This is a genomic window from Brachybacterium sp. AOP43-C2-M15, from assembly GCF_052446295.1.
Lineage (GTDB): Bacteria > Actinomycetota > Actinomycetes > Actinomycetales > Dermabacteraceae > Brachybacterium.
In genome coordinates this window covers 1-8,978 of the sequence record NZ_JBQSWB010000032.1, presented here as the reverse complement: position 1 = coordinate 8,978, position 8,978 = coordinate 1, and the positions used below count along the sequence as shown (strand labels likewise).

Sequence of the window (8,978 nt, the reverse complement as noted above, 5' to 3'; positions counted from 1 at the left end):
GGGGGCCGGCTGCGCGCCTCTACACTGGCGCCCCGCAGTCCCCGTCCCGAGCAGCGCACGAGGTGAGACCGATGAACGACCAGCTCCGCGAGGGCGGCGCAGGGAGCCGGCTGTGGCGGGCGGTGCGCCGCCCCGAGGCGATCACCGACCTGCTGCAGATCCTCAAGTGCGTGATCGCCGCGAGCGCCGCCTGGTGGTTCGCGGTCGGCGTGCTCGAATCCGAGATGCCCTTCCTCGCCCCGTGGACGGCGCTGCTGACCGTCCACGCCACGATCCTCCGGTCCTTCTCCCGCGGGCTGCAGACCCTGACCGCCTCGGGCATCGGGGTGCTGGTCTCCTTCCTCATCGGCGCCTATCTGGGAGTGGGGCTGTGGACCTTCGCGCTCGCCCTGCTGGTGGGGATGCTCGGCTCCCGCCTGCCCTGGATCCGGGACGAGGGCGTGGCCATCGCGACCACCGCGATCTTCGTCCTCGGCAGCGGGTTCGGCGAGCAGCAGCCGCTGCTGCTGGACCGCGTGCTCGAGATCGCCGTGGGCGTGGCCTTCGGCGTCGCGGTCAACGTGGTGCTGATCCCTCCGCTGCGGGATCTGCAGGCCTCCGGCCACATCGACAGCATCAACCGGCGGATGGGCGATGTGCTCACCGAGATGGCCGAGGCCTTCTCCTCCTCCTGGGACGTTGACCGGGCGGAGGAGTGGATCCAGACGACCTCCGACATGGGGGACGAGCTGCGCCGCACCTGGCGGACCGTGCGCTTCGCGCGCGAGAGCGGCTGGGGCAACCCTCGCCGGCACCTGCCGCGGCCGGTGAGCGCGCGTCCCGGCGACCCGCCCCACCAGGGGGAGCACGCCCGGGCTGCCGGGACGGGCGCGAACCGGGAGGGGGAGGCGAGCTACGAGGAGATCCTGCAGCGTGTCGACGAGGGCGTCTCCCACCTGCGCCATCTGGCCCGGTCCCTGCGCGAGGCGGAGTACTCCGAGGGGGAGTGGGACACCCACTTCCGGGAGGAGTGGTCCCGGGTGGTGCACGACGCCGGTCGCGCCATCGCGAATCCGGACGCGGAGGTCGAGCCGATCCACGACCGACTCGCAGCGCTCGCGGAGCGGATGGCCGACCGGGACGGCCTGCCCCGGGCGGCCTGGCCCGTCTACGGCTCCCTGATCGCCGGGATGCAGCACATCGCGCTGGTGGTCGACGACGTCGCCTCGGCCCGGGAGGCGCGCGAGAGCGGGCGCTCGAGCGAGTGACGGTCGCGTCGGCGCGCACCCGAAGCAGCTCTCGAGCACCCGCGACCGCCGTCGGGCGCGATCGCTCGCCGTCGGGCCGACGCGTCGCGTGCACCTCGCGCTGCCGGCTCGGCTCAGGAGCGCAGGGCGATCCAGAGCAGCAGCTGGGTGAGCAGGAAACCGGTGACGAGGTTCAGCCACAGGAAGCGGCGCCATCCCCGATGCGCCTGCTCGGCCTGCGCATCGGGCACGGAGCGGAACGGGCCGATGCTCAGGATGTAGGGGATCGCCAGCAGGCCGGCCAGCATCGCGGGCCACGGCGCGACCAGCATCAGCAGCCCGGCGACGGCGTAGAGCAGGATCGACAGCCGCACCGTCGCCGCCGCACCGATCACGGTCGCGATCGATCCGATGCCCGCAGCGCGGTCGGGTCCGACGTCCTGGACGGCGCCGAAGGCGTGCGACGCCATTCCCCACAGGAAGAACGCGAGCAACGAGGCCACCGCGGTGGGCGTCGCGGGCGCGCCGGCGAGGACCAGGCCGAACAGCGCCGGCCCCGCGAAGTGCGTGGAGGAGGTGAGCGAGTCCAGCACCGGCCGCTCCTTGAGCCGCAGCCCCGGCGCGGAATACCCCACCACCGCCGCCAGCACCAGCAGCAGCACGAGGGCCGACGCCGCGGAGCCGAGCAGCAGCAGCGCCACCACGAAGGGCGCGGCGAGCAGCCCGGCCGCCCAGAGGGTCACCGCGTGCCAGCGCCGCTCGAGCACGATCCCCTCGATGCCGCCCTTGCGCGGGTTGCGCAGGTCCGATTCGTGATCGAAGACGTCGTTCACGCCGTACATCAGCAGGTTGTACGGCACCAGGAAGAACAGGGTGCCGATCACCAGTGCGGCATCGACCCGTCCCCCGGCGAGGAGATGCGCGGCGGCGAAGGGGTAGGCGGTGTTGATCCAGCTCAGGGGGCGCGAGGAGGCCAGCAGACGATGCGCGGCGAGGGGGACGGTGCCGGTGGCGGTCATCGCGCCTCCCGCTCGGTCGGCTCCCGCTCGGTCTGCTCGTGCTCGGTCCGCTCCCGCCGTGCCAGCAGCAGGTGCAGGGACGGCATCAGCAGCCCGGCCGCGACGGGCCAGGCGAGGTCCTCCACCGGGGCCAGCCCGATCCGCCACCCCAGCAGGAGGGACTCCTCGAAGCGGAACAGGTCCGCGGCGATCATCAGCGAGTCGGCGGCGACGGTCAGCACCAGCAGCACCGCGAGGGTCATCCCCGTCCTGGCCCACCAGAGGCGGTCGGGCCGGCGGAGCACCGCTGCGGCGGCGGTGACCGTGAGCGGGACCAGCAGGAACATCCCGGCCAGCGCGGCGTAGCTCATCGGTGAGCCTCCTCGCCCCGCGGGCCGGTGCTTCCAGCGCGCCGCCGCGGCGAGGTCATCGCGACACCGATCAGGCCGTGCAGCACGAGCGTGAGGTAGCACAGGAAGGTGATGAACACGAGTTCCTCGAGCGGCAGCTCGGGCGCGAGCAGGATCCCGCTCATCAGCGCGCTCTGCCCCATCAGGTAGTGGCCGAAGGCGATCGCGGCGAGGTCCCACAGCAGGAACAGCGCCGCACCGAGCGCGAGGACCACGGCGGAGCGGCCCGGCGCCCGCCACAGCACCAGCGAGAAGCGACGGTCCAGCAGCGCCATGCAGGCGCTGGAGACCAGGAGCACGGCGAGGTACAGCAGCGAGGTCATGGCGCTCCCGCCCCCGCTCCTGCGCCCGTGGCCGCCTCCGCTCCCGTGCCCGTTGCTGTCCCCGTGGCCGCCTCCGCGGGCCGCGCGGGCTCGGGCAGCGGTGACGCGCTGCGGTCCCGCCGCAGTCGCTTCGCGACGAGCTCCGCGCTGATCAGGCACATCGGCAGGCCGATCCCCGGGATCGTGCTCGAGCCGGCGTAGAGAAGCCCGGACACCTTCCGCGAGGCGTTGCCGGCGCGGAACATCGCGCTCTGGCGCAGGGTGTGCGCGGGGCCGAGCATGCTGCCACGCCATGCCCCGAGGTCCGCGGCGAAGTCGCCGGGGCCGACGGTGCGGCGCACCACGATCCGTCGGGCGAGGTCCGGGATCCCGGCCTTCTCGGCGAGCATCGCGATCGCGTCGTCGGCCACCTGCTCGACCCTCCCGTCCCCGGAGCCGTCCTCCCCGCCCCGTCCGAGACCCGGGTCCGCGGGCACGGGGACCAGCACGAACAGGTTCTCGTGCCCGGCGGGGGCGACCGACGGGTCCGTCGCCGAGGGACGGCACACGTAGGCCGAGGCGGGAGAGGCCACCCGCCCCTGGCGCAGGGCGGTGAAGTTCTCGCGCCAGTCCCGTGTGAACAGCAGCGTGTGGTGGGCCAGCTGCGGCAGCTCGCCCTCGACGCCGAGCATGGCCAGCACCGCGCCGGGGCCGCTGGTGCGGCGCGACCACCAGGAGGCGGGATAGGTCTGCAGCGACCGCGGCAGCAGGGTGGTCTCCACCCGGTGCAGATCGGCGGTCGCGACCACCACGTCGGCCCCGATCCTCCGGGTCCGCCCGTCGGCCGTGAGCACCTCGACGCCGGTCGCCCGGGGCCGACGCCCCGACGTGGTGAGGATCCTCGTGGCCCGGGTCGAGGTGCGCAGGCGCACTCCCTGCCGTGCGGCGAGGGCGGCGATCGCCTCGATCACCCGGACGAGGCCGCCCTGCGGGTACTGCACCCCGCCGGTCAGGTCGAGAGAGCTCATCAGGTGGTACATGCTCGGCGTGCGCTCCGGCGAGGAGCCGAGGAACACGGCGGGATAGCCGAGGACCTGCCGGAGCCGGGGGTCCCGGAAGCGCCGTCCCACGAAGTGCTCGAGGGACTCGGTGAGCAGCCCCAGCAGGCGCGGAGCCTGGGCCGCGAGCGCCGGGGAGAGGACGGCGCGGGTCGAGTCGAAGGAGGTGTAGAGGAAGCGCTCGAGGGCGACGTCGTAGGTGCGGGCGGCGGAATCCAGGTAGCGGGAGAGCCGGTGCCCCGCGCCCGTCTCGATCCGCTCGAAGGCATCGGCGTTGCGCGCCGCGGAGGCGCGGATGTCCAGCGGCTCCTCATGGTCCTCGAAGAAGACCCGGTAGCCGGGATCCAGCCGGCGCAGGTCCAGCTGCTCGGCGGCGGAGGTGCCGAAGAGGCGGAAGAAGTGGTCGAAGACCTCGGGCATCAGGTACCAGGAGGGGCCGGTGTCGAAGCGGAAGCCCTCCCGCTCCCAGCTCCCGGCGCGCCCGCCGAGCTCCGCGCGCGCCTCGACCAGCTCCACCGCGAGGCCGTCGCGGGCCAGCAGCGCGGCGGTCGCGAGCCCGGAGATGCCCCCGCCGATGACCACGGCGGTGCGGGCGGCGCCGGTCATGCGCGGCCGTCCCTCGCTGGCTCCGTGTCCGCCGTGCCCGTCCGCGCTGTTCCGGCCCGGGCCGGTTCCGTCCGCGCCCGTTCGGACGGCGCCCGTCCCAGCAGGGCGCGCGCGAGGATCCGGGCTTTCTGACGGTCCGGCACCCGCACCCGGGTGCGACGGAGCTCGGCGGCGGGCGTCGCGCGCAGGCGGTGGCACAGCGCGAGGTAGAAGTCGTGGGCGGCGCTCACGGCGCGCCGGCTGGAGGGCGGCAGCGCGGGCAGCGCGGTCGCGGCGTGGGCGAGCTCCGCCTCGATCTCGTCGAGCAGCCGGTCGCGCGCGGCATCGTCGACGTGCTCCGGGTCCAGCCCCGGGAAGTAGTCGCGCCCCAGCTGGTCGTGGTCCTCGCCGAGGTCGCGCAGGAAGTTGACCTTCTGGAACGCCGAGCCCAGGCTCTGGGCCGGCCCTCGGAGCCGGGCGCAGGCGGCCTCGTCCCCGTCGACGAACACCCGCAGGCACATCAGCCCCACCACCTCGGCGGAGCCGTGCACGTACTCCTCGAGGCTGTCCTGGTCGTGACGGGCGATCGCCAGGTCGGCGCGCATGGAGGCGAAGAAGGGGTCGATGAGCTCCGCGCCGATCCCGTGGCGACGGGCGGTGACCGCGAAGGCCTGCACCACGAGGTTCGTGCTGCGCCCGCGCCGGAGAGCGTGCGCGGTCTCCTCGGCGAGGTCCTCGAGCATCCGGGCGCGCACCTCCGCGCTGAGCGTCGGATCCGGGTCGTCGACGGTCTCGTCGGCCACCCGCACCAGGGCGTAGAGGTTGCGGATGTGCGTGCGCACCGGTTCGTCCAGGAGCCGGCAGGCCCAGCCGAAGGAGGTCGAGTAGCCCGCGATCACGCGGCCCGCGCTCTGCTGCGCGACCCGCTCGTAGCGCGAGACGGGAGGCTCAGCGCGGCGCGGACCGCTCATCGCCCGGACCCGCCCGTCGCCCGCCGGTGCGCGGGGATCCGGCGGGCCCCCGGGCCCCGGCGCAGCAGCTGCACGACGGCGGCCGCGGCGATCAGCACGGCGGCGACCACGGCGGCGATCGCGACGACGGGCGAGTCGGGGGCGTCGGTCGCGCGGCCGACGGCGATCCACGCCAGCCCCCAGATCATCGCCAGCGGCGCCGCGACCGGGGCACGGCCATAGACGGTGAGCCCGACGCCGACCGCCACCACTGCGGCGATCACCCCCACGGCGAGCAGGTCCGGGACGCCGAAGCCACCGAACCCGGCGCCCTTGAGCGCAGCGGCGATGTTCGCACAGGTCGCGACGCTCACCCAGCCCAGATAGAGGCCGAAGGTCCCGTCCACCACGAGATGCTCGAGGCGGCTCCGCGGCGGGCGCGCGGCGAGGCGGCGGAAGAGCTCCGCGAGGACGGCGAGCAGCAGCAGGATCACCACCACGCTCAGCCCGACGGCGCCCGCCTGGATGCTGAGGATCCACGCGGCGTTCAGCAGCAGGGAGGCGATCGCGGGCTCGGCCAGCCGACGCTCGTCGGCCCGGTCCCTCCACTGCCAGAGGGTGAAGGCGCCGAGCCCGACGTAGATGAGGGTCCACAGCGAGAAGGCGGGACCGGCCGGGGCGAGATGCGTGGCATCGGCGGCGAGGAGCCCGCCGGCGGCCTCGGAGATCTCCTCGCCGCCGAGGGCGCCGACGCCCACCGCGCTGCCCAGGATCGCGATCAGGAAGCTCACCGTGACCACGGCGCGACGCAGCAGGGAGCGCTGCGGCAGCGAGCGGCGCAGGGAGGAGGGGTGCTCTGCCGGGCCCGGCGTCGAGGACGGGCGGGGTGCGGAGGCGCTCATGCCGGCTGCTCCGCTCTGTCGGGGACGGGGGTGTGCGTGATGGGTCCGGGCGTGGCGGAGAGCTCTCCGAGCAGTCCGTGCTCGGCGGCGCGGACCACCTCGTCGGCCGCGGAGCGGATCTCGGCGACGAGCGCGGGCGGCAGGCCATGGCGCTCAGCGGCGTCGACCGCGGCACGCAGGTGCCACCGCGCGAGCTCCTCGGTCCAGTCGAGCGATCCGCTCTGCCGCAGCAGCGCACGGGCGTCCGCCGCGCCGACGGGGTCGAGATCCGCGCGGCCGACGAGCAGGCGCAGCCGCGGCCAGACCTCCGTGGAGGCGGCATGGGCGAGCAGCGCCGTCCGCTTGCCCTCACGCAGGTCGCCGAGCACGCTCTTGCCGGTGCGCTCCTCGTCCCCGAGCACGCCCAGCAGGTCGTCGAACAGCTGGAAGCCGACGCCCAGCAGCACCCCGATCTCGTCCAGGGCCGTGAGCACCTCCTCCTCGGCATCCGCGAGCAGCGCTGCGGCGTGCAGGGGCAGCCGGAAGGAGTACAGGGCGGTCTTCAGCTCGGCGACGGCGAGCACCTCGTGCATCGATCCCGCGATCTCCTCGTGCGCGAGCTGGAGGCGCACGTCCGCCAGCTCGCCGGCGACGGAACCGTGCACGGTGGACTCGATCAGATCCAGCAGTCGCTCGACCACCGGCTCCGGTGCGCGACAGCCCGCCACTGCGCGGACGGCGGTGAGCAGGCCGAGGTCCCCGGCGAGGATCCCGGCGGTGTCCCCGTACCTCCGGGCCGGCTCCGGCGCGGCGCCGCGCCGGCGGGCCCGCATCGCGAAGTCCCCCGGGAGGCTGGGGGCCCCGCGCCGCATCTGGTCGCCGTCGATCACGTCGTCCTGGACCACGAAGGCGGTGTGCAGGAGCTCGATCGCCGCTCCCACCGCGATCGCCGCCTCGTCGCGCCGACCGCCGAGAGCGCGATGCGCCGAGAGCAGCAGAGCGGGGCGCAGCCGTTTGCCGCCCTCGGTCGCGCGGCGCAGGGCGTCCCAGAGCTCGCGATGGTCCTCGACGGCGAGGGCGCCGGGAACGGCGGAGCCTCCGGACAGCAGCTGATCCAGCGCGCCGTCGAGCCCTCGGAGCTCCTCGCCCGCCAGGGGGCCGCTCACGTCGTCCCCGAGGGCGCGGCGGAGGAGCACCGCGAAGCGTCGCCGGCACCGACCGGGGAGCCGTCGGGGCAGTCGTCTGCGGAAACGAGGGGGGAGAGGGAGGAGAGGGACGAGCCCTCCCCGGAGGTGCTCAGCCAGTGCGTGCCGCGCAGCGCGGTCAGCTGGGCCACGGCCCAGGGGCTCAGGGCCCAGGGCGCGATCTCCACCAGGCGGTCGAGGTCCGCGGGATCGACCCAGCGCAGCTCGGCCACCTCGTCGGGGGACGGGCGGGGACCACCGACGGGCTCGGCGACGAAGACGGGGCACACCTCGTTCTCCACCAGCCCCGAGGCGTCCGCGGCGCGGTAGCGGAAGTCCGGCAGCACCGCGCGCAGAGCCCGGATCTCCAGGTCCAGCTCGCGCTGCGCGTACCGGGTGATCGCCTGCTCCATCGTCTCGTGACGCCGGGGATGGCCGCAGAAGGAGTTCGTCCACACCCCGGGCCAGGTGCGCTTGGTCAGGGCTCGCCGGGTGAGCAGGACGCGACCGTCGGGGCGCACGAGGTGGCAGGAGAACGCCAGGTGCAAGGGGGTCGCCTCGGTGTGGACGGTCGCGCGCGGCGCGAGGCCGCGGGGGCGACCGTCCTCCTCGAGCAGGACCACATGGTCCTCCACAACAGGGACCTCGCCGGCAGGGACCTCCACGGCGCTGTCGGTCATCGGGACCTCTCTCCGGATCGACACACATCTCCTTAGCCAAGCTATCTATATCGACTGTAGCATCCGGGCATGACCGACGCGTCGAGGCCACCGCACGAGGGCGCGGGCAGCTCCTACTGGTACGGGGAGCAGGACTCCGCCGTCGCGCTCCTGGGTGCGCTGCGCACCTTCCGCAGGGCGGACCAGGAGATGCGCCGACGCATGAGCGCCGGGATGGACATGAACACCACCGACCTGGGGGCGCTGCACTTCGTCATCTCGCGCGAGCTGGCGGACGACCCCGCCTCGCCCCGGCACCTGGCCGAGCACCTGCAGATCTCCGGGGCGTCGACCTCCAAGCTCCTGGACCGACTCGAGGCCTCCGGCCATCTGGAGCGCACTCCCCATCCGAGGGACGGCCGATCACGGGTCGTCATCGCGACCGACCGTGCCCACTCCGAGGTGCGCGAGCGGCTCAGCGGCATGCACGAGCGCATGCTCGAGATCGCTCGCTCCGTGCCCGCACCCGCCCGCGACGCGGCGATCACCTTCCTGCTGGACATGGCGCGCGAGCTCGAGAGCGACGCGCGGACGGCGCACGAGGACCCCATGGGCGATGCGGCCCGGGAGCTGTGAGAGCCGATCCCGCAGGGCGCCGCGGGCCGTCTCGGCGGCTGCTGGTGGTGGGAAAGCGTTCGCGGTCTGACCTCGGGGGATGGGGTGGT

General features: G+C 74.2%; 10 protein-coding genes. 2 read left to right on the top strand and 8 right to left on the bottom strand.

The features are described 5' to 3' along the window. Positions 1 to 71 precede the first annotated feature (71 nt). The gene (locus tag ACT3SP_RS18560; protein ID WP_444588763.1) at positions 72 to 1,247 is read left to right on the top strand and encodes an FUSC family protein; all 1,176 of its coding nucleotides are present in this window, start codon (positions 72 to 74) and stop codon (positions 1,245 to 1,247) included. Positions 1,248 to 1,360: 113 nt separating this feature from the next. Here the strand turns inward: ACT3SP_RS18560 and ACT3SP_RS18555 are convergent, their stop codons facing one another. Genes ACT3SP_RS18555 through idi form a run of 8 tightly spaced genes read right to left on the bottom strand, consistent with a single transcriptional unit; the run spans position 1,361 to position 8,274 of the window. Then, on the bottom strand, positions 1,361 to 2,245 hold the full coding sequence (locus ACT3SP_RS18555; protein WP_444588762.1) for a prenyltransferase: 885 nt from the start codon (positions 2,243 to 2,245) through the stop codon (positions 1,361 to 1,363). Continuing rightward, positions 2,242 to 2,595, bottom strand: a complete 354-nt coding sequence (locus ACT3SP_RS18550) for a lycopene cyclase domain-containing protein (RefSeq protein ID WP_444588761.1) — start codon at positions 2,593 to 2,595, stop codon at positions 2,242 to 2,244. Before ACT3SP_RS18550 ends, ACT3SP_RS18555 begins: the two co-directional genes overlap by 4 nt. Beyond that, entirely contained in the window at positions 2,592 to 2,957 is a 366-nt protein-coding gene (locus ACT3SP_RS18545) for a lycopene cyclase domain-containing protein (RefSeq protein WP_444588760.1), read from the bottom strand. The genes ACT3SP_RS18550 and ACT3SP_RS18545 overlap by 4 nt, the downstream gene beginning before the upstream one ends. Next, complete coding sequence (crtI, locus tag ACT3SP_RS18540) at positions 2,954 to 4,600, bottom strand: phytoene desaturase family protein (protein WP_444588759.1); 1,647 nt, start codon at positions 4,598 to 4,600, stop codon at positions 2,954 to 2,956. The genes ACT3SP_RS18545 and crtI overlap by 4 nt, the downstream gene beginning before the upstream one ends. After that, the gene (locus tag ACT3SP_RS18535) at positions 4,597 to 5,550 is read right to left on the bottom strand and encodes a phytoene/squalene synthase family protein (protein WP_444588758.1); all 954 of its coding nucleotides are present in this window, start codon (positions 5,548 to 5,550) and stop codon (positions 4,597 to 4,599) included. The genes crtI and ACT3SP_RS18535 overlap by 4 nt, the downstream gene beginning before the upstream one ends. Continuing rightward, complete coding sequence (locus ACT3SP_RS18530) at positions 5,547 to 6,431, bottom strand: tryptophan-rich sensory protein (RefSeq protein ID WP_444588757.1); 885 nt, start codon at positions 6,429 to 6,431, stop codon at positions 5,547 to 5,549. Before ACT3SP_RS18530 ends, ACT3SP_RS18535 begins: the two co-directional genes overlap by 4 nt. Next, positions 6,428 to 7,576: a polyprenyl synthetase family protein gene (locus tag ACT3SP_RS18525; protein WP_444588756.1), complete on the bottom strand. Its 1,149-nt coding sequence runs from the start codon at positions 7,574 to 7,576 to the stop codon at positions 6,428 to 6,430. Before ACT3SP_RS18525 ends, ACT3SP_RS18530 begins: the two co-directional genes overlap by 4 nt. Beyond that, positions 7,573 to 8,274: an isopentenyl-diphosphate Delta-isomerase gene (gene idi, locus ACT3SP_RS18520; RefSeq protein ID WP_444588755.1), complete on the bottom strand. Its 702-nt coding sequence runs from the start codon at positions 8,272 to 8,274 to the stop codon at positions 7,573 to 7,575. The genes ACT3SP_RS18525 and idi overlap by 4 nt, the downstream gene beginning before the upstream one ends. Positions 8,275 to 8,343: 69 nt before the next feature. Here idi and ACT3SP_RS18515 point away from each other — a divergent pair, with 69 nt between their 5' ends. Beyond that, positions 8,344 to 8,889, top strand: a complete 546-nt coding sequence (locus tag ACT3SP_RS18515; RefSeq protein ID WP_444588754.1) for a MarR family winged helix-turn-helix transcriptional regulator — start codon at positions 8,344 to 8,346, stop codon at positions 8,887 to 8,889. Positions 8,890 to 8,978 lie beyond the last annotated feature (89 nt).

Bases quoted from the DNA above. Each gene is read 5' to 3' on its own strand.
- ACT3SP_RS18515 (WP_444588754.1), top strand. From the start codon at position 8,344: ATGACCGACGCGTCGAGGCCACCGCACGAGGGCGCGGGCAGCTCCTAC.
- ACT3SP_RS18545 (WP_444588760.1), bottom strand. From the start codon at position 2,957: ATGACCTCGCTGCTGTACCTCGCCGTGCTCCTGGTCTCCAGCGCCTGC.
- crtI (WP_444588759.1), bottom strand. From the start codon at position 4,600: ATGACCGGCGCCGCCCGCACCGCCGTGGTCATCGGCGGGGGCATCTCC.
- ACT3SP_RS18550 (WP_444588761.1), bottom strand. From the start codon at position 2,595: ATGAGCTACGCCGCGCTGGCCGGGATGTTCCTGCTGGTCCCGCTCACG.
- ACT3SP_RS18555 (WP_444588762.1), bottom strand. From the start codon at position 2,245: ATGACCGCCACCGGCACCGTCCCCCTCGCCGCGCATCGTCTGCTGGCC.
- idi (WP_444588755.1), bottom strand. From the start codon at position 8,274: ATGACCGACAGCGCCGTGGAGGTCCCTGCCGGCGAGGTCCCTGTTGTG.
- ACT3SP_RS18560 (WP_444588763.1), top strand. From the start codon at position 72: ATGAACGACCAGCTCCGCGAGGGCGGCGCAGGGAGCCGGCTGTGGCGG.
- ACT3SP_RS18535 (WP_444588758.1), bottom strand. From the start codon at position 5,550: ATGAGCGGTCCGCGCCGCGCTGAGCCTCCCGTCTCGCGCTACGAGCGG.
- ACT3SP_RS18530 (WP_444588757.1), bottom strand. From the start codon at position 6,431: ATGAGCGCCTCCGCACCCCGCCCGTCCTCGACGCCGGGCCCGGCAGAG.